General features: G+C 73.3%; 19 protein-coding genes. 11 read left to right on the top strand and 8 right to left on the bottom strand.

Going from position 1 to position 22,536, the window contains the following annotated elements:
• Nucleotides 1-64 precede the first annotated feature (64 nt).
• Nucleotides 65-1,120, bottom strand: a complete 1,056-nt coding sequence (gene dapE, locus HD595_RS23060) for a succinyl-diaminopimelate desuccinylase (RefSeq protein WP_253781278.1) — start codon at nt 1,118-1,120, stop codon at nt 65-67.
• Nucleotides 1,120-1,953 carry a 2,3,4,5-tetrahydropyridine-2,6-dicarboxylate N-succinyltransferase gene (locus HD595_RS23055; protein ID WP_253772296.1) on the bottom strand — a complete coding sequence of 278 codons (834 nt, stop codon included), beginning with the start codon at nt 1,951-1,953 and terminating at the stop codon, nt 1,120-1,122. The genes dapE and HD595_RS23055 overlap by 1 nt, the downstream gene beginning before the upstream one ends.
• A gap of 37 nt (nt 1,954-1,990) precedes the next feature.
• Here HD595_RS23055 and HD595_RS23050 point away from each other — a divergent pair, with 37 nt between their 5' ends.
• Nucleotides 1,991-2,821 carry a hypothetical protein gene (locus HD595_RS23050; protein WP_253772294.1) on the top strand — a complete coding sequence of 277 codons (831 nt, stop codon included), beginning with the start codon at nt 1,991-1,993 and terminating at the stop codon, nt 2,819-2,821.
• Nucleotides 2,822-2,867: 46 nt separating this feature from the next.
• On the opposite strand, the gene HD595_RS23045 is transcribed toward HD595_RS23050, so the two are convergent.
• The 3 genes from HD595_RS23045 to fdxA all read right to left on the bottom strand — a co-directional run bounded on the left by HD595_RS23045 (nt 2,868) and on the right by fdxA (nt 5,132).
• Nucleotides 2,868-3,509 (bottom strand): DUF4178 domain-containing protein, encoded by a 642-nt coding sequence (locus tag HD595_RS23045; protein WP_253772292.1) that lies wholly within the window; start codon nt 3,507-3,509, stop codon nt 2,868-2,870.
• Between the two features lie 105 nt (nt 3,510-3,614).
• Complete coding sequence (dapC, locus tag HD595_RS23040) at nt 3,615-4,685, bottom strand: succinyldiaminopimelate transaminase (RefSeq protein WP_253772290.1); 1,071 nt, start codon at nt 4,683-4,685, stop codon at nt 3,615-3,617.
• A gap of 120 nt (nt 4,686-4,805) precedes the next feature.
• Nucleotides 4,806-5,132 carry a ferredoxin gene (fdxA, locus tag HD595_RS23035; protein WP_106240826.1) on the bottom strand — a complete coding sequence of 109 codons (327 nt, stop codon included), beginning with the start codon at nt 5,130-5,132 and terminating at the stop codon, nt 4,806-4,808.
• A 104-nt stretch (nt 5,133-5,236) separates the two neighbouring features.
• Between fdxA and HD595_RS23030 the strand changes: the two genes are divergently transcribed.
• The 9 genes from HD595_RS23030 to HD595_RS22990 all read left to right on the top strand — a co-directional run bounded on the left by HD595_RS23030 (nt 5,237) and on the right by HD595_RS22990 (nt 18,448).
• Complete coding sequence (locus HD595_RS23030; protein WP_253772288.1) at nt 5,237-5,467, top strand: putative acetyltransferase; 231 nt, start codon at nt 5,237-5,239, stop codon at nt 5,465-5,467.
• Nucleotides 5,468-5,483: 16 nt separating this feature from the next.
• Nucleotides 5,484-6,545 (top strand): ABC transporter substrate-binding protein, encoded by a 1,062-nt coding sequence (locus tag HD595_RS23025; protein WP_253772286.1) that lies wholly within the window; start codon nt 5,484-5,486, stop codon nt 6,543-6,545.
• A 121-nt stretch (nt 6,546-6,666) separates the two neighbouring features.
• A complete protein-coding gene (locus tag HD595_RS23020) occupies nt 6,667-7,422 on the top strand; it encodes a class I SAM-dependent methyltransferase (protein ID WP_253772284.1) in 756 nt (251 codons plus the stop codon).
• Between the two features lie 153 nt (nt 7,423-7,575).
• Complete coding sequence (locus HD595_RS23015) at nt 7,576-9,813, top strand: ICP22 family protein (protein ID WP_253772282.1); 2,238 nt, start codon at nt 7,576-7,578, stop codon at nt 9,811-9,813.
• Between the two features lie 6 nt (nt 9,814-9,819).
• Entirely contained in the window at nt 9,820-11,640 is a 1,821-nt protein-coding gene (locus HD595_RS23010) for a UvrD-helicase domain-containing protein (RefSeq protein ID WP_253772280.1), read from the top strand.
• A 121-nt stretch (nt 11,641-11,761) separates the two neighbouring features.
• Nucleotides 11,762-13,540, top strand: a complete 1,779-nt coding sequence (locus HD595_RS23005; RefSeq protein WP_253772278.1) for a sigma factor-like helix-turn-helix DNA-binding protein — start codon at nt 11,762-11,764, stop codon at nt 13,538-13,540.
• 67 nt (nt 13,541-13,607) lie between these two features.
• Nucleotides 13,608-14,759, top strand: coding sequence for a cysteine--tRNA ligase (locus tag HD595_RS23000; RefSeq protein WP_253772276.1), 1,152 nt, complete (start codon nt 13,608-13,610; stop codon nt 14,757-14,759).
• A 166-nt stretch (nt 14,760-14,925) separates the two neighbouring features.
• The gene (locus HD595_RS22995) at nt 14,926-17,460 is read left to right on the top strand and encodes a penicillin acylase family protein (protein ID WP_253772274.1); all 2,535 of its coding nucleotides are present in this window, start codon (nt 14,926-14,928) and stop codon (nt 17,458-17,460) included.
• A 100-nt stretch (nt 17,461-17,560) separates the two neighbouring features.
• A complete protein-coding gene (locus HD595_RS22990) occupies nt 17,561-18,448 on the top strand; it encodes a hypothetical protein (RefSeq protein ID WP_253772272.1) in 888 nt (295 codons plus the stop codon).
• Nucleotides 18,449-18,463: 15 nt separating this feature from the next.
• Here HD595_RS22990 and HD595_RS22985 read toward each other — a convergent pair whose 3' ends face one another.
• From HD595_RS22985 to HD595_RS22975, 3 genes are all read right to left on the bottom strand, one after another.
• A complete protein-coding gene (locus HD595_RS22985) occupies nt 18,464-19,144 on the bottom strand; it encodes an L-2-amino-thiazoline-4-carboxylic acid hydrolase (protein WP_253772270.1) in 681 nt (226 codons plus the stop codon).
• A gap of 386 nt (nt 19,145-19,530) precedes the next feature.
• Nucleotides 19,531-20,724, bottom strand: a complete 1,194-nt coding sequence (locus HD595_RS22980; RefSeq protein WP_253772268.1) for an MBL fold metallo-hydrolase — start codon at nt 20,722-20,724, stop codon at nt 19,531-19,533.
• 133 nt (nt 20,725-20,857) lie between these two features.
• Entirely contained in the window at nt 20,858-21,265 is a 408-nt protein-coding gene (locus HD595_RS22975; RefSeq protein WP_253772266.1) for a hypothetical protein, read from the bottom strand.
• Between the two features lie 84 nt (nt 21,266-21,349).
• Between HD595_RS22975 and HD595_RS22970 the strand changes: the two genes are divergently transcribed.
• On the top strand, nt 21,350-22,342 hold the full coding sequence (locus HD595_RS22970) for a hypothetical protein (protein ID WP_253772264.1): 993 nt from the start codon (nt 21,350-21,352) through the stop codon (nt 22,340-22,342).
• The last annotated feature ends 194 nt before the right edge of the window (nt 22,343-22,536 follow it).

The following is a 22,536-nucleotide window of genomic DNA, read 5'->3' as shown; positions in this document are numbered from 1 at the left end:
CCAAATGGCCGGCGAGGAAAGCCACTTTCACGTTCCGGGGTCTTCCGAGAGGCCCGCGGCCAGGTCAGGCCGACAGCCAGGCGAGCATCGCCCGCTCGCTCTCCACGATCTTCGGCAGCGCCACGTACTCCCCCTGCTGGTGCGCCAGGTTGGGGTCGCCGGGACCGTAGTTGACGGCCGGGACGCCCAGCGCCGAGAACCGCGCCACGTCGGTCCATCCCAGCTTGGCCCGCGGCTCGCCGCCCACGGCCGCGGCGAAGGCGGCCGCCACCGGGTGCGTCAGGCCCGGCCGGGCGGCGGGGGCGCTGTCGGTGAACTCCACCTCGAACCCGTCGAAGACCTCGCGCACGTGCTCCCGCGCCTGCTCCTCGCTGAGGTCGGGCGCGAACCGGTAGTTGACCGTGACCACGCACAGGTCGGGGATCACGTTGCCCGCCACCCCGCCCCGCACGCCCACGGCGTTGAGGCCCTCGTGGTACTCCAGCCCGTCCACCACCGGCCGCCGGGCCTGGTAGGCGTTCAGGCGGGCCAGCACCGGCTCGATGCCGTGGATGGCGTTGACCCCGAACCAGGACCGGGCGCTGTGCGCGCGCTTGCCCCTGACCACGATCTCGGCCCGCAGCGTGCCCTGGCAGCCGCCCTCGATCACGCCGTCGGTCGGCTCCATGAGCACCGCGAAGTCGGCGGTGAGCCAGTCGGCGTGGTCGCGGGCGATCCGGTTGAGGCCGTTGCGCTCGGCCTCGACCTCCTCGCAGTCGTAGAAGACGTACGTGACGTCGCGGTTGGGCGCCGGGAGGGCCGCGGCGAGCTTCAGCGCGACGGCGACGCCCGCCTTCATGTCGGAGGTGCCGCAGCCGTAGAGCAGGTCGCCCTCGACGCGGCTCGGCAGGTTGCCGTGGACGGGCACCGTGTCGAGGTGCCCGGCGATCAGCACCCGCTCGCCGCGCCCGAGCGAGGTGCGGGCGACGACCGTCTCGCCGGACCGCTCGACCTTCAGGTGCGGCAACGCGCCGAGCGCCCGCTCCACCGCGTCGGCCAGCGCGCGCTCGCCGCCGCTCTCCGACTCGATGTCGACGATCGCCGCGGTCAGGTCGCGGACGTCCTGGGTCAGATCCAGCATCACGTGTTCACCCCATGCTCGCGCAGCGCCTCGTTGAGCGCCGCCTTGTCGTGCCGCTGTCCCGGCTCCAGCCGCTTGATCACCAGCACGCACGGCAGGCCGAACGTGCCACCGGGGAACTCCTTCTGACGGGTGCCGCCGACGGCCACGCACCAGTCGGGCACCCGGCCGCGCGCCAGCTCCTCACCTGTCTCCACGTCTATCACCGGCATGGACGCCGACAGGATCGTGCCCGCCCCGACGACCGCGCCGCGTCCCACGCGGGCGCCCTCGACGATCATGGCGCGGCTGCCGACCAGCGCGTCGTCCTCGACGACCACCGGGAGCGCCCCGGGCGGCTCCAGCACGCCGCCGATGCCCACGCCACCCGACAGGTGCACGTTCGCGCCGATATGGGCGCACGACCCGACCGTGGCCCAGGTGTCGACCATCGTGCCGCCGCCGACGTACGCGCCGATGTTGACGAACGACGGCATCAGCACCACGCCGGGCGCCATGTACGAGCCCCACCGGGCGATGGCGCCGGGCACCACCCGGACCCCGTCGAACGTGGTCTTCAGCGGCACCCGGTCGTTGTGCTGGAAGTCGCCCACCTGCGTGCGGGCCATGCCGAGCACCCTGAAGGCGAGCAGGATCGCCCGCCGGGCCCGCTCGTCCACGACCACGTCGCCGTCCGACAGCTCGGCCACCCGCGCCTTGCCGGTGTCGAGCAGGTCGATCGCGTTCACCACGGTGGCGCGCGCCTCCGTGTCGCGGGGCGACAGCTCGGCGCGCCGCTCCCACAGGTCGTCGATCGCCGGAGCTATCGGGGACGGCGGGCTCTGGTCACTCATGGCCACGGAGCTTATCCGGCCGGGTAGGTTTTCCAGAGTGCGCGTCCGCTTCTCCCGCGGTGTCATCACGATCGCCGCGATCGTCGTCGTGCTCGCGGTGGCGATCTCCGTGGGCCTGTACAACCTGCTCAAGAAGGTCCCGCAGCCGCTGGCGGTCCCGGAGGCGTACTGCGTCGTGCGCGGCTCCACCGCCGACGACGACCTCAGCCTCGACATCGAGCAGGCGCAGATCGCCGCCACCATCGCCGCCGTCGCGGCGCGCCGCAGGCTGCCCGAGCGGGCCGTGGTCATCGCGTACGCCACCGCGCTCCAGGAGTCGAAGCTGAGGAACCTCCCCGGCGGCGACCTCGACTCGGTGGGGGTGTTCCAGCAGCGCGAGTCGCAGGGCTGGGGCCGGAAGAAGCAGCTCATGGACCCGGTCTACGCGACGAACAAGTTCTTCGCGGCGCTGGTCAAGGTCAAGGACTACCGGAAGATCCCGCTGGCCGAGGCCGCCCAGGAGGTGCAGCGCTCGGCGGGCGGCTACGCCTACGCCCCGCACGAGGACAACGCCAAGATCCTCGCCGCGGCGTTCACCGGCCGGGTGCCGCGCGCGCTCCACTGCTGGTACCCGCCGGCGAAGGGCCAGAGCGCGCCGCCCAGGCCCAGGACGGCCGAGGCGCGCCGTCAGCTCACGCGGGCGCTCGGCGACCCGGCGGTCACGAGCACGCGCCGCGGGTGGCTGATCGCCGCCTGGTCCGTGGCGTACGCGCAGAAGTACGGGCTGAGCCGCGTCGGCTTCGGCGGCGCGGTGTGGAAGAACGACATGACGGCCGACGGCTGGACGACCGGCGACAAGTCGGGCACCACCCGGGTGGAGCTGTCGTAGCCGGACAGCCCGGACGGACTCGAAACCAGGCGCCGGCCGGGCGGGGTCAGGGGGCGCGGCTGACGACGGCGATGGAGCCGGGGGCCAGCGGGTTGGCGTAGCTGGCCGTCCACGAGCCGCCCTGGATGCGCTCGAACGACAGCAGCCTGCCGTCGGAGGCACGGTAGTCGGCGAAGTCGAGCAGGCCGCGCTCCGGGAGACCGGTGTCGCCCTCGCTGCGGAAGGCCGCGGTGCCGCGCTCGATGGGGAAGAACTCGACGCCCTCCATGACGATCATGCTCTTGGCCGGGACCATGCCCTGGGTGGGCACCTCCGTCCACAGGAACACCTCGAGGTGCGGCGGGTCGCCCTGGCGGGTCTCGACCGACAGCCACTGACGGCGGCGGGCGGTGTCGCGCAGCAGGAACTCGGTCCACTCCTGGCCCTGCCACGAGGTGTACACGGCGCCCAGCACGCGCGCGGGCGAGCCGTGGACCTCGATGCCGTCACCGACTTTGAGCGTGCGGGGGTCGGCGTAGTCGGAACCGGCATACCCCACCACGCCCACCGGCGCCGGCAGCGGGGTCTCGAGGGGAGCGACCTCGACCGGCGGCTCGGCCGTGCGGCCCTTCCTGTCCTGACGCAGGGTGGCCAGAAAGGCCCCCAGCAGCAGGAGGACGGTGGCGATGCTCAGTCCGAGTACGACCATGGAGGTCATGCTCATAGATCAGCTCGCTCCACTCGCGGTCTGTCTCGGCGAACGCCCTTATTAACGTGTGCGCGCCCGCCGGGGGTGACGGGCTGTGTCGGGATCCTACTGGAGCCGGCGTACCGCCGCATCGACGCGCTCGTCGGTGGCGGTCACCGCGACGCGGACGTGCTGCGAACCAGCCGATCCGTAGAATTCACCCGGCGCGACCAAAATACCGATTTCAGCGAGCTTGCCGACCTGATCCCACGACTTTTCTCCGTTCGTCGCCCACAAGTAGAGACCGGCTGTCGAATGGTCGACCCGCCAGCCCGCCGCCTCCAGCGCGGGCCGCAGCCGCGCGCGCCGGGAGGCGTACAGCTCCCGCTGCTCGTCGGCGTGCCGGTCGTCGTCCAGCGCGGCGGCCATCGCCGCCTGCACCGGAGCCGGCATGATCATGCCGGCGTGCTTGCGGATCTCCAGCAGGCGGGCGACCAGCGCCGGGTCTCCCGTGACGAAACCCGCTCGGTAGCCGGCCAGGTTGGACCGCTTGGAGAGCGAGTGGACGGCGAGCAGCCCCTCGTGGGAGCCGCCGCAGACGTCGGGATGCAGGATGGAGATCGGGCGTTCCTCCCAGCCCAGCTCGATGTAGCACTCGTCGGAGGCCACGATCGTGCCGCGCTCGCGGGCCCAGGCGACCACCTTGCGCAGGTGCTCGGCCGGCAGCACCCGGCCCGTGGGGTTGCCCGGCGAGTTGATCCACACCAGGTCGGGCCGCTCGGGGCCGAGCGCGAGCAGGCCGTCGGAGGCCGTCGCCGAGGCGCCCGCCAGCCGCGCGCCCACGTCGTACGTGGGATAGGCCAGCTCGGGCAGCACCACCCGCTTGGCGCCGAGATAGGTCGGCAGCCAGGCCACGAACTCCTTGGAGCCGATCAGCGGCAGCACGTCGCGCTGGTCCACCGTGACCTCGTGCCTGCGCCGCAACCATCCCGCCGCGGCCTCGCGCAACCGCGCGGTGCCGTGGGTCAGCGGGTAGCCGGGACTGTCGGAGGCCCCGGCCAGCGCGTCCTGGACCGCCCGGGGCACCGGGTCGACCGGGGTGCCGATCGACAGGTCGACGACCCCGTCGGGATGGGCGCGGGCACGCTCCTTGTAGGGCTCCAGCTTGTCCCAGGGAAAGTCGGGCAGGTTGTTCACGGAACTCCAGGTCTCGGTGGTGCGCCGCCGGACTGCGGGCACGTCGTGGAGCCGGCGCGTCAGTGCGCCGGCGCACGCCGCCGCGCCGGGCCCGGCCGGGCGACCCGCGACGTACGGCGGCTAGTGGTCCTCGCCCTGCGGGGGCAGCGCCGCGACGACCGGGTGGTCCTTCTCGATCTTGCCGACCTTCGAGGCGCCGCCGGGCGAGCCCAGGTCCTCGAAGAAGTCGACGTTGGCCTTGTAGAAGTCCTTCCACTGCTCAGGAAGGTCGTCCTCATAGAAGATGGCCTCGACGGGGCACACCGGCTCGCACGCGCCGCAGTCCACGCACTCGTCGGGGTGGATGTACAACATGCGCTCGCCCTCGTAGATGCAGTCGACGGGGCATTCCTCGATGCACGCCTTGTCAAGGACGTCCACGCACGGCTGCGCGATGACGTAGGTCACCTCGAGCTCCTTCTTCTCCGCCACATGGCTGAATCTGACCGCGGTTTGCTAGGCCCTAGTATTGCCGTGCTTGTCGGCTGGCCGAAACGGAGGGTGGCAAAGTCATGGCCGCTCGCCTCGTGATCACCGTCACAAGCGCCGACGTGGGCGCCCGGATCACCACGCGCAGGCGGGTTCCCGGCGGGTTCCGCGACGCGGTGGGCGTGCTCGAATCGTGGGAGCACGGCGTGTTGCGGGTGCGTAAAAGGGACGGCACGATCGTGGAGATCCCCGAGGAGAGCCTGGTGGCGGCCCGCGTCGTACCGGCCGCGCCTCCTCGACCTGGGCGTTCGTAACGGCGAGTATCGCCGTGTGACCGTACGTATCTGTGCCGCCGCGGCAGCCATCCTCGTCAGCGCCGGGTGCGGCGCGTCGTCCACCACCAGCACGCCGTCCAAACCGCTCCCGCCGGTGAACGTGCGGGCCCTGTCGCTGAAGGAGGGCTTCGGCGACATGGACCGGCTCGCGACGGCGGCCCGCCAGGAGGGCTCGCTCAACGTCATCGGGCTGCCCCACGACTGGATGAACTACGGCGGGCTCATCGCCACCTTCACCGAGAAGTACGGCGTCAAGGTGAACGAGATCGAGCCGAACGCCAGCAGCGCCCGGCAGATCCAGGCGGCCGCTCAGCTCAGGCCCGACGTGTTCGACCTCACCCTGGACGTCGCGGTCGCCCACGCCAACCGGTTCGCGCCGTACCGCGTGGCGGGCTGGCAGGACGTGCCGGACGACGTCAAGGACCCGTCCGGCGCCTGGTACGCCGCCTACGGGTCGTACATGTCGATCGGCTACGACCCGCGCGTGCCCGCGCCCGCCTCGTTCGCCGACCTCGCCAAGCCCGGCTACACGGTCGCGCTCGACGGCGACCCGCTGCGCTCGGAGGCGGCCTTCGACGGCGTCATGGCGGCCTCGCTGGAGCGCGGCACGCCGCACGTGCGGCGCGGGGTGGAGCTGTTCGGCAGGCTCGGGCAGGCCGGCCGGCTCACCGACCCGGCCAAGGCCAACGTGATCGTGACCTGGGACCACGTCAACGCCCGCCGCGCCGCGCAGCGCCCCGACGGGTGGAAGGTGGTCATCCCGAAGGACGCGCCGCTCGGCTCGTACCACGTGCAGGCGATCTACAAGAACGCGCCGCACCCGGCGGCGGCCCGGCTGTGGGAGGAGTTCCTGTTCTCCGACGAGGGCCAGAACCTGCTGCTGCGCGGGTACGCCCGGCCGGCGCGCGCGGAGGCCATGCTCATGCGCGGCAAACTGGACACCCAGATGGGCGCCAAGCTGCCCGTACCGCCCGGCCCGCCGGTTCTCCTCACGATCCCGCAAACCGACGCTGGAAAGTCCTATCTGAAGAGAGAATGGACAAAGAGCGTCCGGTGAGACCGATGTGACGAGGTATGTCATAGCGACGCTCAGCCTCTAAAGTGAACGGGCAGCACGGCCACGGGGGCCCGATGTCTGAGAATGTGAGCTGATCGTCTTGCGATATGACACACCGAGCTTGGAACGGTGGAGCAGTCGCGCCTACGACGGCAGTTTCGGCTACGTCTCCACCCAGGGCGCTCCCCTGGTCGACCTGCTGGACCCGCGGCCCGGGGAGCGCGTGCTGGACCTGGGCTGCGGCACCGGCGTCCTGACCGCGCAGATCGCCGCGCGCGGCGCCCAGGTGCTCGGCATCGACGGCTCCCCCGCCATGATCGAGAAGGCGCTCGCGCAGCACCCCGGCATCGACTTCATCGTCGGCGACGGCCATGACTTCACCGTCGTCCAGGCCTACGACGCCGTCTTCTCCAACGCCGCGCTCCACTGGATGAGCCGCGACCCCGCCACCGTGATCGCCAACGTCCGCGAGGCCCTGGCCCCCGGCGGCCGGTTCGTCGCCGAGATGGGCGGCGCCGGCAACTGCGCCGAGCTCACCGCCGCCATGCTGACGGCCTGGCGCGAGTACGGGCTGCGCGAGCCCGACCTGCCGTGGTACTTCCCCACGCCCGCCGAGTACGCCCGCCGCCTGGAGCAGGAGGGCTTCGTGGTGCGGCTGCTGGAGTACTTCGACCGGCCCACCCCACTCGACGAGTGCCCCGGCGGGGCCGCCGACTGGGTGCGGATGTTCGCCTCCTCGGTCATCGAGGGACTGCCCCCTGAGGTCGTCGCCCCGCTGCTCCAGCGGGTCAACGAGCTGGCCGCTCCCGCGCTGCGCAGGGAGACCGGCTGGATGGCGGATTACGTGCGCCTGCGCTTCGCCGCTGTCCGGCGCTGATGCGTAGTCCATGATGCGTAGGGCTGTTTTGCCGGACTATGGTCTGTTCCGTGGGCGGTGAGACTGCGCCCGCACCGCGATACGCACCTTTTGATGAGCTTGACAAGCCTTTGCGACGACACGGCGGCGTGAGGGGCCGGTGAACGGAACGGGATGAACTTCAGCCTGAGCGACCTCGTACCACCGTTGAGGTGGAGCGACGCGTCCACGATCACGCTGCTCACCGGGCAGCCGGACCTTCCGGACGCCTGGTGGCGCAGCCTGCCGCTGCCCCGCGTCCTCGCGGTGATCGGGCCGGAGGCGCTGGGAGAGCTGCTCACGGAGATCGCGCTGGAGCAGTGGCCCGCCGCCGCCGTGGGCGACGTCCTTCCGGCGCTGTACGTCCTCGACCCCGAGGAGGCGGACGAGCCGCACGTCGCGATCGCGCTCGACCGGGCCGGCTCGTGGGCCGGGCTGCTCACGCTGACCGGGCGGGAGCTGGTGGACCAGCCGTTCGTCCAGGCGCGCGCGGTGCTGGGGACGCTGTTCTCGGCGGTGTTCGCGCGGCTGTCCCCCGTGGCGTCGGGGCCTCCGGTCCCGTCCGCCCACGCGGTCGAGGCGCCCGCCGCGTTCGCCGTCGCCGCCCCGTCCGTGGCCCCCGATGTCGCGGCCGAGCACGCCGCGCCGGGTCCGGCCGCATCCGAGCAGCCCGAGGCCGAGCCCGCCCGGGTCGAGCACATCGAGGCCGAGCACGCCGAGGGCGAGCCCGCCGGGGTTGAGCACGCCGAGGTTGAGCACGGTGAGCCGGAGCCCGCCGAGGGCGAGCACGCCGAGGCTGAGCACGCCGGGCCTGATCAGGCAGCGGCCGAGGGCCCGGAAGCCGAGCACGCCGAGGACGAGGGCGAGCGCGCGGAGGCCGAGGGCGCGGAGGCCGAGCGGGCCGAGGCCCAGGAGGCCGACGACGCGGAGGCCGAACACGCCGAGGGCACTGCGGGCGCACCGGCCGAGGACGCGCGAGCCGCCGACGCCGCGGGCGCGCGGGCCGAGGACGAGGGTGCGGATGCCGAGCACGCCGCGGACGCGGCTCCCGAGGGCGCGGCTCCTGAGGGCGCGGCTCCCGAGGAAGCCGACGAAGCCGGGGACGCCGGGGACGCCCATGACGCCGACGCGCAGGGCGAGGAGTCCCGCGCCGAGGACACCCAGGACGACGAGGAGATCGCCGAGCCCGAGGCCGCCGGCGACGGCGCCCCCGCACCCGGCGAGGCCCCGGCCGCCGCGGCGGAGCGTGACCTGTCCGACCTGATCGAGGCCGCGTTCGCCGGGCTCGACGACAAGAGCTGGGCCGTCGCGCAGAACCGGGTGTTCACCGACGAGCCGTCCGCCGTGGACCAGCTCGCCAAGCTGTTCGCCGTCCCGCCCGCCGAGATCGTCGAGACCGAGGCCGGGCTGCGCGCCCTGGTGGACCGGTGGCTGGGCAGCGACGAGGCGGCCCCGTTCCGGGCGCATCTGGACGAGCTGCGCAGGACGATCGGCCCGGCCGCGCCGCGCGACGAGCTGATCGCCGCCGCTCCCTGGCACACCAAGGAGATCAAGGCGCTGGAGGTGCCGGCCTGGCAGGTCGTGCTGGCCACGCTGCCGGCCCGGCCCGCGCAGGGGCCCCCGGCGGCCGCCGGCGGGTCGGCCGCTCCGCCCGGGCCGCCCGGGAAGGCGGGCCCGTCCGTGTTCCACGCGTTCACCCCGGCGGCGCCGCCGGCCGGGCAGAGCAACGGCGGCTCCGGGGAGCACCATCCGGGCGTCGCCGAGCAGCCCGCCGCCGAGGAGCCCCCGGCCGTCGAGCCCGTACCGGTGCGGCACGACGTCCCCCGGGGCGGCGAGCAGCAGATCGGCAAGCCGTACCAGCCGCTGAAGGACGTCTCGCAGACGCGGCGCTGCTTCCGCCAGCCGGACGGCAGGTGGTGGCTGCGCGTGGACGTGACGGCGGAGCAGCTCGCGGGCGGCGAGTGCCCGCTGCCGACCGGGTTCGCCGCCTACCTGGGTCTCTCGCCCGGCGAGACGCGCACGGTGCGCAGCGCGGCGGGCGAGCTGACGATGACCTGGCACGGCAGGCCGGTGATGGAGTCGGTCGAGCGGCTGCTGGTGGACGTCGGCGCGAAGGAGGGCGGCCACCTGTTCCTCACGCTGTCGGACGAGGGCGTGTTGCGGGCCCGGCACCTGCCGGTGGCCGCGCAGGGCGCCGAGAAGATCACCAAGGCGCTCCGCCTGGTCGGCTACACCGCTCCGGGCGGCACGCGGGACCAGGCCGCCCGGGTGATCGCCACCCGGATCGGCCTGACGGGCCCCGTGGCCCTGCCGGAGCTGCTGAACCGGCTGCGCGAGCGCGGCGACCGCGACCTGCTCGCCCTGCTGGACTGAGGCGCCGTGCCGCGGCTCGCGATCGGCCCCGGGCTCCCCGGGCGGCTCAGCGCACTGGCACAGCCGGTGCGCAGGGACGTCGTGGTCGCGTTACGCCGCTTCCTGCTCAACGTGGCGGGCGCCCCGCACCCCGAGCGGGTGCGCGGCGCCCGGGACTCCCGGGTGGCGACGCTGCGCCTGGGTGAGGGGCACCGCGGGGTCGTGGTGCGGCAGCGGGACGTGTACTGGCTGCGCACGGTGCTGCCCGACGCGGAGGCGTGGTCGCACGCCCGCCGGCACCGGTACGGGATCAACCCGGTCCTGGGCGTGGTCGAGGAGTGGGACGCCGACGCCCTCGAACGCGTGGAGCCGGCGCTGCGCAGGTCGGCGGGCGCCACCCGGCTGTTCGACCCGATCTGCGACGGCGACCTGCTCGCGCTCGGCATCGACGTGCGCGCCCTGCCCCTGGTCCGGCTGATCACGACCGAGGCGGACGTGGAGGCGCTCGAACCCTTCCTGCCGCCCACCCAGCACGCCCCGCTGTCGGCGCTGGCGCGCGGCGGGTCGCTGTCGGAGGCGTGGCGCGAGCTCGACGGCTGGCGGGCCGTGGAGGAGGAGCCGCGCCAGATCGACACCGAGGACCTGTACGCGGCGCTGTGCCGCAGCCCGGACCGGGCCGTGTTCGTCGCCGACAAGGTGGAGCTGGACCGGGTGCTGGGCGCGCCTGAGTGGTGCACGTTCCTGCGCCCGCCGCAGCACCGGCTGGCCCACGCCGGCCGCCACGAGCAGCCCGTGCTGGTCATCGGCGGCCCGGGCACCGGCAAGACCCTCGTGGCGCTGCACCGGGCCGCCCATCTGGCCGCCCGGGGCAAGGGCCCGGTGCTGCTGGTGACGTTCTCCCAGAGCCTGGGCGAGGACCTGGCGGCGCGGCTGGACACGCTCATCGGCGACGAGGCCGTGCGCAAGCGGGTCGAGGTGGGCAACCCCGAGCGGCTGGTCATGCGCATCGTCAGCGAGGCCGAGGGCCGCCGTCCCGCGCTCGTGGGGCCGGGGGCGCGCACGCTGGCCGAGCTGACCGACGAGGCGCTGCGGCTGCTGTCGCGGACGACGGGTGACCTGCTCGACGACGTGGACCCGGGACGCAAGCCGTACCGGCACATCGTGGTGGACGACGCGCAGGACTACAGCGCGGCGCAGTGGCGGCTGCTGCGGGCGGCGGCGCCGCACGCGCACGACGACCTGTTCGTGCTCGGCGACCCGCACCAGCGGGTGACCGACACGCGGGTGGCGCTCGGCGCGCTCGGCATCCCCGCCGAGCAGCGCGCGCTGCGGGTGTCCTACCGGCTGTCGCAGGAGGTGCTGTCGTTCGCGGTGCGCCTGCGGGGCGGCGGCCCGGTGGACGGCCTGGTCAAGGGCATGTCCCCGTTGTACGGGCTGCGCGCTGAAGGTGCCGGCGGGCGGCCGGTGGTGCTGGCGTACGAGTCGCCGGAGGCGGAGCTGGCGGGCCTGGCCGCCACCGTCGGCGCCTGGCTGGAGGAGGGCGTGCCGCCCGGCGAGATCGCGGTGGCCGCCCGCACCCCCGCCCTGGTCCGGGCCGCCCGGCGGGCGCTGGGCGAGCGGGACGTCCGGGTCTCGACGTTCCAGGGCCTCAAGGGGCTGGAGTTCGAGCGGGTGGCGGTCATCGGCGTGTCCGAGGGCGTGGTGCCCGAGACGCCGCCCGACGATCCCGCCGCGAGAGCCCGCGCGCTCCAGCGCGAACGCGGCATGCTGTACGTGGCCTGTACCCGGGCCAGGTCGATCCTTTACGTCTCGCACTCCGGAAGAGGCAGCCCTTTTCTGTCGTTCTGAGCACATAGTCTGAACTGCGGATATCTTCCCATTGCCGGTTGGTTGGACCCGAATGAATCTCAGCCTGAGCGACCTCGCGCCACCCGTGCGCTGGACCTCTCCTGGTCAGGTCGCGCCCATCGTGGAAGATCCCCAGCTGCCCGAGGCGTGGTGGCAGGCGATCCCGCTCGACCGCGCCTGCGCCGTCATCGGCACCCAGGGCGTCGCCGGCCACCTGGCCGACCTCGCCGTGGCCTGCTGGGGCCATCTGATCCTCGGCGACATCCTGCCGCTGCTGCGCTTCTCCGACCCGGCCGAGGCCGAGCGCACGCCGGAGATGCTGGGCAAGGACGTGGTCCAGAAGCTGTTCGGCGGGGTGTTCGAGCGGCTGCTCGAACCCGTCCCCGACGTCCCGGCGGCGCCCGCGCGGCGCGACAAGCCGCTGCCCGACCTCATCGACGGCCTCTTCCGGTCCCTCGACGACCGGCAGCGGGCCATCGCCCGCGACCGGCTCTACGCCGCCCAGCGGGTCACCCTCGACGAGCTGGCGCAGCGTTTCTCGGTCACCCGCGAGCGCATCAGGCAGATCGAGCGCGACCTGCGCGACCACGTGGAGGCGTGGCTCGGCGGCCCCGACGCGGTGCCGCTCGTCGCGCACGTCACCTGGCTGCGCGGCCGGCTGGGCTCCGCCGTGCCGTCCGACGACCTCGCCGCGGCCGTGCCGTGGCACCGCGCGGAGCTGCGCGCGCTCGGCATCCCCGCCTGGAGGTTCGTGCGCACCCTGCTGACCGGCTACGACCAGGCCGAGGGCTGGCTCGTCGCGGGCGGCGCCGAGGAGCTGCGGGAGAAGACCCGGCAGCTCTTCACCGACGGGCCGCGCCCGCTCGCCGAGGCCGTCGCCATGGTCGCCCAGCTCGGCGTCCGCGAGGACGTCGCCGAGCGCTGGATCAAGTCCGTGCCGCACCTGCGCGTGCTGGAGCAGCACGTCGTGCCGTGGCCGCGCAGCATCAACGAGAAGGCCGAGGCCGTGCTGGCCGTCGCCGGCAAGCCGCTGTCGCCCGAGGAGATCCAGGAGCGCATCGGCGAGGACTACAGCCTCGTCGGCATCCGCAACCAGCTCACCGCCGACGACCGGTTCCTGCGGGTCGACCGCAACAAGTACGGGCTGACCCGGTGGGGCGGCGACGAGTACCTCGGCATCCGGGAGATGATCGCCCGCGAGATCGAGCGAGCCGGTGGCGAGGCGTCCGTCAGCACCATCGTCACCAACCTCACCTCGCGCTACGACGTCAGCGAGAGCTCGGTGCGGGCCTACTCGGGCGGCCCCGGGTTCGAGCGGACCCAGCGCGGGTGGATCCGGGTGGCGGGCACGTCCCCGGCCGGCGGGGCCGCCGAGCCGTACCAGCCGCGCAAGGACGTCTCGCTGACCCGGCGCAGCTTCCGCAGCCGCGACGGGCGGTGGTGGCACCGGGTGGACGTCAACGCCGAGCACCTGCGCGGGTCCGGCTCGCCGCTGCCGACCGGGTTCGCGGCCTACCTGGGCATGGCGCCCGGCGGGCAGCTCACCGCCTCGACGCCGTCCGGTGACGTGGTGGTGAGCTGGCACAACCAGCCGACCATGGGGTCGATCCGCAACGTGCTGGCCGACTTCAAGGCCGGCGAGGGCGACCACGTCTTCCTGACCGTCTCCGACGGCGGCGAGCTGCTGACCCGGTACCTGCCGGCCGCGCCGGTGGCCATGCCGCCGCTCAACAGGGCGCTCTACCTCATCGGCTACACCGCGCCGGTGACCTCCGAGGCGGAGGGGCTGCGGCTGATCGGCGCCCGCGTCGGGCTGCCCGACACGGCGACGCGCGACGAGGTGCTGGCCCGGCTGCGCGAACGCGGCGACCGCGACATCCTCGGCTTCCTGGGCGGCTGACCGGCGTTTCTCGCGAGCGGTCCGCGGAGCGGGACCGATCCCGGCGGGCGCGGTTAGGCTCGGAGCCATGCTGCGGATCCACGACAGCCGGACCGGGACCATCAGGGAGATCGGGGCGGGGCGGGCGCTGCGTATGTACGCGTGCGTGCCCTCCGTGGACGGGCGGCCCCGGCTCGGTGAGCTGCGGCCGCTCCTGGTGGCGGACCTGATCAGGCGGGTGCTCGAACGCGGGCGCGTCCGGGTGCTGGCCTGCCGCCCGCGCGGCCTCGCGCCCGGCGGCTCCTCGCCGGAGACCGGGGAGCGGGACGCCGCCGACCTCAACGTCCGGCCGGCCGAGCAGGCGCCGCTCCCCGACGAGACCGTCCTCCTCGCGGTGCGGCTCGTCGATGCGCTCCTGGAGAGGGGCCACGCGTACGCGGTGCCGGGCGGGCCGGTCCTCTTCGACGCCGGGACGTACCCCGGCCTCTCCGTGGACGCGACGGCGGGCGGTGAGGAGGCCGTGGGGCGGCGCTCCCCCGGCGACTGGGTGCTGTGGCGGCCGGCCGGCGCGGAGCCGTCCTGGGAGTCCCCCTGGGGGCGGGGCGTGCCGGGACCGCACGTGGCGTGCTCGGGCGTGGCGCTGGGGCTGCTCGGCGGGCGGGTGGACGTCCACGTTGGCGGGGGCGCGTACGACGACCGCGAGCGCGCGCAGAGCGACGCGGCGGCCGGTCACGAGGTCGTGCGGCACTGGGTGCGCACGGCTGAGGTGTCGTTCGACGGCGGTTCGGTGGACGGCGGTTCCGTGGACGGCGGCTCGGCGGGCGGCGGTTCGGGGGGCGGCGGCTCGGCGGCGGGGGTGGACGGCGGGACGTCGCTGGCCGACGTCGTGGCGGCCGGGCTGGATCCCCTGGCCGTGCGCATGGCGTTCCTGGAGCACCATCACCGGCGGCCGGTCGCCCTCACCTGGGACGCCCTGCGCGCCGCCGACCGGGCCGTGCGTCACTGGCGGGCGCGGGTGGCGCGATGGTCGGAGTCGCCCAGCGCGCCCATGGCCGCCGAGTACGTCAAGCGCGTCGAGGCCGCGTTCGAGGACGACCTCGACACTCCGGGCGCGCTGCGGGTGCTGCGGGAGCTGGAGGAGGACGCGTCGGTGTCGCCGGGCGCGCGGTTCGAGGCGTTCCTGCACGTGGACCAGGTGCTGGGGCTCGACCTGTCCGCCGACATCGGCCGGACGCCCTGAGCCCTCTCCCGCGCCCGTCCCCCACAGAACGTGATCATGAAAGAATGCCCGGTGACGTCGGGCTTCCAGCTCCTCCCGACCCCCGCCGCGAGCGGGCGAGAGGAGTGATCAGGGCCTGTCAGACTAAGGGTCCGGCGCGGGAGGACGCGGAGGATCGGAGGTTTTCGTGAGGTTGAGGCCCTACGCCTGGCTGCCGTGGCCGTTGCGCTGGCTGGCGCGGGCGCTGACCGTTCTCCTCGCCCTCGCGCTGGTGCTGACGGGCGTCGTCGTCCACACCGTCCGCACGTCGTTCCCTCAGGTGGACGGATCGCTGCGGCTGCCCGGCTTAACCGGCAACGTAGAGATTTATCGCGATAAATACGGAATTCCGCAGATCTATGCGGACACCTCCGAAGACCTGTTCATGGCGCAGGGTTTCGTCCACGCGCAGGACCGCTTCTGGGAGATGGACTTCCGGCGGCACGTGACCGCCGGGCGGCTGTCGGAGCTGTTCGGCGAGGCCACGCTCGACAGCGACAAGGCGATCCGCACCATGGGCTGGCGCCGGGTGGCCGAGCAGGAGCTGTCCGAGCTGTCCGAGCGCACCCGGCGCTACCTCGACGCGTACGCCAAGGGCGTCAACACCTGGCTCAAGGCCAACCCCAACGCCTCCGACCGCAGTCTCGAGTACTCCGTGCTCAAGCTGACCGGTGTCGACGCCAAGCCGGAGCCGTGGACGGCGCTCGACTCCGTCGCCTGGCTCAAGGCCATGGCCTGGGACCTGCGCTCGAACATGGAGGACGAGATCGACCGCGCGCTCGCCCTCACCAGGCTGCCGCGCGAGCGGGTCGAGCAGCTCTACCCCGGATACCCGTTCGACGAGCACGCGCCGATCGTGACGCGCGGCGCGATCCGGCAGGATCAGTTCGACCAGACCGCCTCGCCGCGGCGCGGCCAGGGCACACGCCCGCGCGGACCGGCCGCGGCCGCGCTCGCGCAGGCCGCGCGCACGCTGGAAGCCGTGCCCGGCACGATGAGCGGCGCCGACCGCGACGGCATCGGCTCCAACTCGTGGGTCGTCTCCGGCGAGCACACCCGCAGCGGCAAGCCCCTGCTGGCCAACGACCCGCACCTGTCCGCCGCGATGCCGTCGGTCTGGTACCAGGCGGGGCTGCACTGCCGCGAGCTGTCGGAGCGGTGCTCCTACGACGTGACGGGGTTCACGTTCTCGGGCGTGCCCGGCGTCGTCATCGGCCACACCGACAAGATCGCGTGGGGGTTCACCAACCTCGGGCCGGACGTGGCCGACCTGTTCCTGGAGCAGGTCTCGGGCGACACCTACCTGTACCGGGGCGAGCGGGTCAAGCTGGAGAAGCGCCAGGAGAAGATCAAGGTCGCGGGCGGCGACACCGTCACCATCGAGGTGCGCTCCACCCGGCACGGGCCGCTCATCAACGACGTCATGGGCGACGTGAAGCCGTCCGGCGGCGCGAACGCGGTGGCGCTCCAGTGGACCGCGCTCATGCCCGGCCGCACCGCCGACGCGATCTTCGCGTTGAACGAGGCGGGCGACTGGCACGAGTTCCGCGCCGCGGCGGCGCTGTTCGAGGTGCCCGCGCAGAACCTCGTGTACGCCGACACCGCCGGCAACATCGGCTACCAGGCGCCCGGCCGGATCCCGGTGCGCGAGAAGGGCGACGGCACCTGGCCGGTGCCCGGCTGGACGGGCGAGTACGACTGGAAGACCGCGCCCATCCCCTACGACCGGCTCCCGTCGGTCGAGAACCCGCCCGAGGGCTGGATCGTCACGGCCAACAACGCCGTCATCGACCCGCGGCGCTACCAGCCGCTGCTGACCAAGGACTGGTCGTACGGGTACCGCTCGCAGCGCATCACCGACCGGCTGGAGCAGGCGATCGCCAAGGGCGACGTGGACGCCTCCACCATGGCCGCCATCCAGCGCGACACCCGCAACGGCCTGGCCGACACGCTGGTCCCGGCGCTCATGGACGTGCGGATGGCGGGCCCCGCCGTACAGGCGCGGGACCTGCTGAAGGGCTGGGACGGCTCGCAGGGCGCCGACTCCGCGCCCGCCGCCTACTTCAACGCCGTCTGGCGCCACCTGCTGAGCGACGCCTTCGACGACGACCTGCCCGAGGGGGCCCGCCCGAGCGGCGGCGACCGGTGGTACGTGGTGGTGCGGCGGCTGCTCGACTCGCCCGACGACCCGTTCTGGGACGACACCACCACCAAGGGCTTCCGCGAGACCCGCGACGACATCCTGCGGCAGGCGATGGCCGACGCCTACCAGGAGGTGTCCGAGGCGCTCGGCTCCGACGTCCGCGCCTGGCGCTGGGGCGACCTGCACCGGCTCACGCTCACCAACGCCTCGCTCGGCACGTCGGGGATCGCGCCGGTGGAGGCGCTGTTCAACCGCGGGCCGCTGAGCGTGGCGGGCGGCAAGGACGCGGTGGACGCCACCGGCTGGAACGTCGCCAAGGGCTACGAGGTCACCTCGGTGCCGTCGATGCGGATGGTGGTGGACCTGGCGGACCTGGACAAGTCCCAGTGGATCAACCTGACGGGGGCGTCGGGGCACGCCTTCCACGCCAACTACTGGGACCAGGCGGAGACGTGGGCGAGGGGCGAGCTGACGCCGATGCTCTCGAAACCGCAGTCGGTACGGCAGGCGGCGGCCCACACGCTCCGCCTCCGGCCGTGAGGCTCGTGGGGTACGGCGGGGGGCGTACGACCCTGGTCGTATCGCAGGACCAACCCTCGGGTTGACGCGCCCGAGCCCCCGCCTTCCGCACCATGGACCCATGAACCGGCTCTGGTACACGATCGCCGCGGTGATGGTCCTGGCGGGGCTCGCCCATCTCGGCCTGCTCCTCGTCGACGGCGGCCCCTGGGACGGTCCGGTGTCGTGGCGCAAGCCGTTCACGTTCGGGGTGTCGTTCGGGCTGAGCGTGGCGACGCTGGCCTGGGTGACCGGGCTGGCCGGGCTGCGCCCACGGCCGCGCGCCGCGCTGGTCGGCGTGTTCACGGCCGCGTCCGCCGTCGAGCTGACGCTGATCACGATGCAGGCGTGGCGCGGGGTGCCGTCGCACTTCAACTTCGCGACCGGCTTCGACTCGCTGGTGAGCGCGACGCTGGCGGCGGGCGGCATGGTGCTGGTCGTGGTGACGGTCTGCGCGACGGTCGCGGTGTGGCGGCCGCGTCCCGAGGTGGCGCCCAGCGTGCTGCTGGCCGTACGAGCCGGGTTCGGCACGCTGCTGGCCTCCATGGCGTTCGGCGCCCTCATGATCGCCCAAGGCGTGACCCAGGCCCGCACCGGCCACCAGGACACGGCCTACACCGTGGCCGCGGCGATCAAGCCCGCCCACGCGGTGCTCATGCACGGCGTCCTGCTGCTGCCCGCGCTGGCCCTGCTCGCGGGCCGCACGCTGCCCGAGGAGCGGCAGCGGCTGCGCCTGGTCCGGCTGGCGCTGGGGGCGTACGCGGTGGTGGCCGGGGTGGTGTGCGGCCTGTCGCTGGCGGGCGTCACGGCGGCGGCCCCGGCGACGGCCTCGGTCCTGTCGGCGGGCACCGTCTCCACGGTGGCCATGGCGGCCCTCCTGTGGCCGTACCTGACCAGGCGGCGTCCCGCCTCCGCCGGGGGCGCGTGGGGGCCCCTCCGCGACCGCGGAGAAGCCCCCCGAAGAGCGTGACCCCCGGTCAGGGCATCAGCCCGCTGCTTCGTTCCGGCTGAAGTGGAACGGGCAGTGGGTGCCGCCCGTCCCGATGGTGGTGCGGCGATCGAACCGGAAGCCGTGCCGGTCGGGCTCGATGGCCTCGATCCAGTTCGCGTCGAACGCGCACATGACCGGGGTCAGTTCCGGCGCCGCGTGGGCGACCAGCACGTCGTGGTAGAAGCACCGGTGCACGTCGACGTGATATCGCTCGTCGTCGTCGACGGGCCGGTGGAAGACGAAGCCCTTCCCGAACGCGAACTCCTCGCGCGATCTGCTCAGCTCCACCATGGCCCGGAAGGCGTCGGGGGCGTTGTCGAGCATCGCGCGGGTGCCGTCCTTCATGGAGTCGCCGAGCGGTTCGATGAACGCGGCGCGCACGACGGCGAGGGCCGTCTCCCGGCCCAGCCGGGGCTTGAGCACGGTGTAGGCGGCCACCAGGGCCAGGGTCATGCGCAGGTTGTGACGGGCGGGCTCGTCGACGATCAGCGATCGACCGGCCGCCTCCAGCTCGCGCTGTCGTGCCCGCATGGCGGTCACGAGATCGCCGGGAAGCGCGTGCTCCCGCAGGGCCGCGGTGAGATGGTCGTAGAACGCGTCGAGGAGCAGCGTCGTGTCGCGATCGGGATCGGGGACGTAGTCGCCGCCGGCGAGTCCGAACTGGTCGGTGGACATGGTTGCCCTTTCGTGTACGGCTCGGCGCGTACACGACCGCGATCCCGCGTGGAGGCGTGACTGGTCGTGCCGCTGCCAAGCGAGCACGCCAGCGCGCTCCACCGACCTACCAGGCGCTGACAAGCTTGTGTTGATGTGTCGGCGTCAGCCTGCCACATCCGCGACGATCATGTCCATCCGGCGGCCCGCGGAGGCACGGCCGTGGCCTCCGCGCGCACGCCCCGACGACCCGCCGAGGCACCAGTCACGCTCCTCACGCGCCCCGCTGAGCCGCGGTGGCATCGGCCGCGGCCTCCTCACGCGCGCCCCCGCGACCTGCCGAGGCGCCCGTCGCGGCCTCCTCGCGGCCCTCCAGGTGACCCGCCGAGACACCAGCCGTGGCCTCCTCACGCCCCTTGGTGAGCTGCCGGGGCACTGGCCGTGGCCTCCTCACGCGCGACCCCACCTCCCGCCGACGCGCCCGTCGCGGCCTCCTCGCGCGCGTCCCGGTGAGCCGTCGAGGCGCGGGACATGGCTGCTTCGCGCGCCTCCCGGTGGGCCGCTGAGGCGCGGGCCGTGGCGCCCTCGCGGGCCGTCCGGCGCGCCGCCTCCCGGTCGCGCCGCCGCCCGGCCTCCCTCACCGGTTCACGACGCGAGGCGGGGACCGGAACAAGCGTCTGCTCCTCCGCCGGCTCGCGACCCGGAGCGTCCGCCAGAGTGACCGCAGGGTTGTCCGCGGGGGTGGGCGACGGGGTGAAGGCGCGGGACTCGCCCACCGCCAGATCCCACAGGTCCTCGCGGGCCAGGCCGTGCGCCACCCACTCCGCGCGGGCCTGCTCCACCGGTGCCATCAGCGGCTCACTCGACAGCACGAACGTCCCCCAGTGCATGGTGGCCATCCGGCGGGCCCCCACGTCCAGGCAGCCGCGCACCGCCTCCGCCGGGTTGACGTGAGCCGCCTTGGCGAACCAGTGCGGGTCGTACCCGCCCACCGGCATGAGCGCCAGATCCAGCCCCGGGTAGCGTTCGCCGATCTGCGCCAGCCGCTCGCCGTACCCCGTGTCGCCCGCGAAGTAGACGGAGCGGCCGATCACCCACCCTCCCCACAGCGTCCGGCAGGTGTCGAAGACGCCGCGCCGGCTCCAGTGGTGGGCGGGGACGAAGTCGAGCGTGACCCCGCCGACTGTCGCGGACTCCCACCAGTCCAGCTCGGTCACGTCCGTGAACCCGCGCCGGTCGAACCAGGGCTTCAACCGGGCCGGCACGAACATCGGCGTGTCGCGCGGCAGCCGCCGGACCGTGGGGGCGTCCAGGTGGTCGTAGTGGTTGTGGCTGATGACGACGGCGTCGATCTTCGGCAGGTCGCTCCAGGTCACCCCGGGCGGAGTCAGGCGGCCCCGCACCCCGGGGATCTTGCGTGACCAGACCGGGTCCGTGAGGATCGTCAGCCCCCCGATCTGCACGACGAAGGTGGAGTGGCCCACCCACGTCACCATGGTGCGGCCGGTGTCCGGGCGGGGCAGGCCGCCCTGGCGGCGCACGGGGATGAGGTCGGCGTCGCCGAGGCAGGGGCGGACGCCGCCGTTCCAGGTGACGCTCAACAGCTCACGGTAGGCGGGGAGGGGGGCGGTGAGTCGATCCTTGAAGCCAACGGGCCACTGACGCGGGGGAATGGGAGACTCCGTCATGATCCGCCCCTGCCCTGGGTGACGGATCAGTCACGTATGCCGCTTCTCACCTGCGCCAGCGCGGAGGCGCGTGCGGATAGCCGCCGTCGTCCAGGCCCGCCAGCCGTTCGAAGACGTTGTACGAGGCCTGATGCCCGCACACGATCACCGACACCAGCATGGACAGCAGGTACAGCGGCAGCATCGGCAGCCCGGCGCACCACGCCCACTGGGTGGCGTGCCGGCCCTCGTGCAGGATGAGCCGCTCGTCCAGCTCGGTCCGGCGGGTCAGGACGACGTTGCCGACGGTGAACGCGCCCGCGATGGGGAAGCGGTAACGGTAGCCGTGGGCGAGGATGAGCCCGTTGGGCCCGGACTGCCTGGTGGCTCCGCCGATGAAAGAGATGAGGAGACCGAGCGGAGTGGAGAGATTGACGTAGTTCACCACCCGCCGGAACCGGTAGCGCCTATTCATGCGTCTCAGTCTTGACCAATCTTGACAAGTCGGAATAATGATCTGGGTCCTGAAATCTCCCCTGAGAGCAGGATTATGAGATTAATGACGCTGGGGGCGCTGCTCGGCGCGCTGGCTCTGGCCGGCGCCGGTGGCATCGCGATCACCCAGACCTCGTCCACTGATCCTTTGGGCTTGTCCGATCCCCCTCTCCGGGTCGTGGTCGCGTCGACCCACACGCCCACTCCCAAGCCGACGCCGACCCCCACGGTCGGGAAGTACACCGCGAAGACGAAGGTCGTCAAGAAGGACGGCGTCTCTCATCTGAACGTCTCCATCACGTACGACGGCGCGGCACGCTTCACGGTCAAGCAGCGGGTCTGCAAGGGCAGGTCCTGCCGGACGGCCACCACCGAGCTGCCGGTGACCACCGGCGCGGGGCAGGCCAGCAGGAAGCTCGGCAAGGGCACGTACAAGGTGCGGGGCAAGCCCCAGGTGAAGGCGCGGGCGCTGCCGTGGCCCACGCGCACCGTGACGGCCAGCCCCACGGCGAACCCCACCACGACGGTCACCGCCACCCCCGAGCCCGCCGACACGGTGACGGTCACGACGACGGCGACCGCCACTCAGCAGGTCACGACGACCGTCACGGCGACGGCCCCGGCCCAGACGGTCACCGTGACGGCCCCGGCGGAGACGGTGACGGCGACGGTCACGTTCACGTGCCGGCCCTCCACGGAGCCACCCGCCCCGGTCGCGGCGGAGACGCCCGCTCCGGGGACACCGGAGGCGCCCGCTCCGGGGGCACCGGAGACGCCGTCGGACGGCGCCGCGACGTCCACTCCCCCGGCGGTGACCCCGCCCACGGACACCCCGGCCCCGGAGACGCCCACCCCGACGGTCACCACGCCACCGGCGGACCCGGCGTCCCCCACCGTCACCGACACGTCCACGGCCACGCCCACCGCCACGCCTTCGGCCCCGGCGGACCCGATCCCCGCCTGCCCACCGGCCGCGGACCCGCCGTCGGAGGCGCCCCCTACGGCGCCGCCCACACCGGAGCCCGGCACGGAGCCGACCACGACCCCACCCCAGTAAGCAGCCAGGGGCGATCCGCCCACGTCAGAGCCCGGCGAGCCACCGCCTCACCGGCGGCCCGCCCGCCGGGCTTTCGTGCTTCCTGGGCAAGCCGTCATGGCGGAGCGACGGTCAGAGACACCACGGCCCCGCCTCACGTCGCGCACGTCACGGCGGCTTGCCACGCACGCCGGAGGAGCGTGCCCCTGGACAGA

The organism is Nonomuraea roseoviolacea subsp. carminata (assembly GCF_024172185.1).
Lineage (GTDB): Bacteria > Actinomycetota > Actinomycetes > Streptosporangiales > Streptosporangiaceae > Nonomuraea > Nonomuraea roseoviolacea.
The sequence above is the reverse complement of the archived record's forward strand: the minus strand, read 5'-3'. Positions and strand labels throughout refer to the sequence as shown.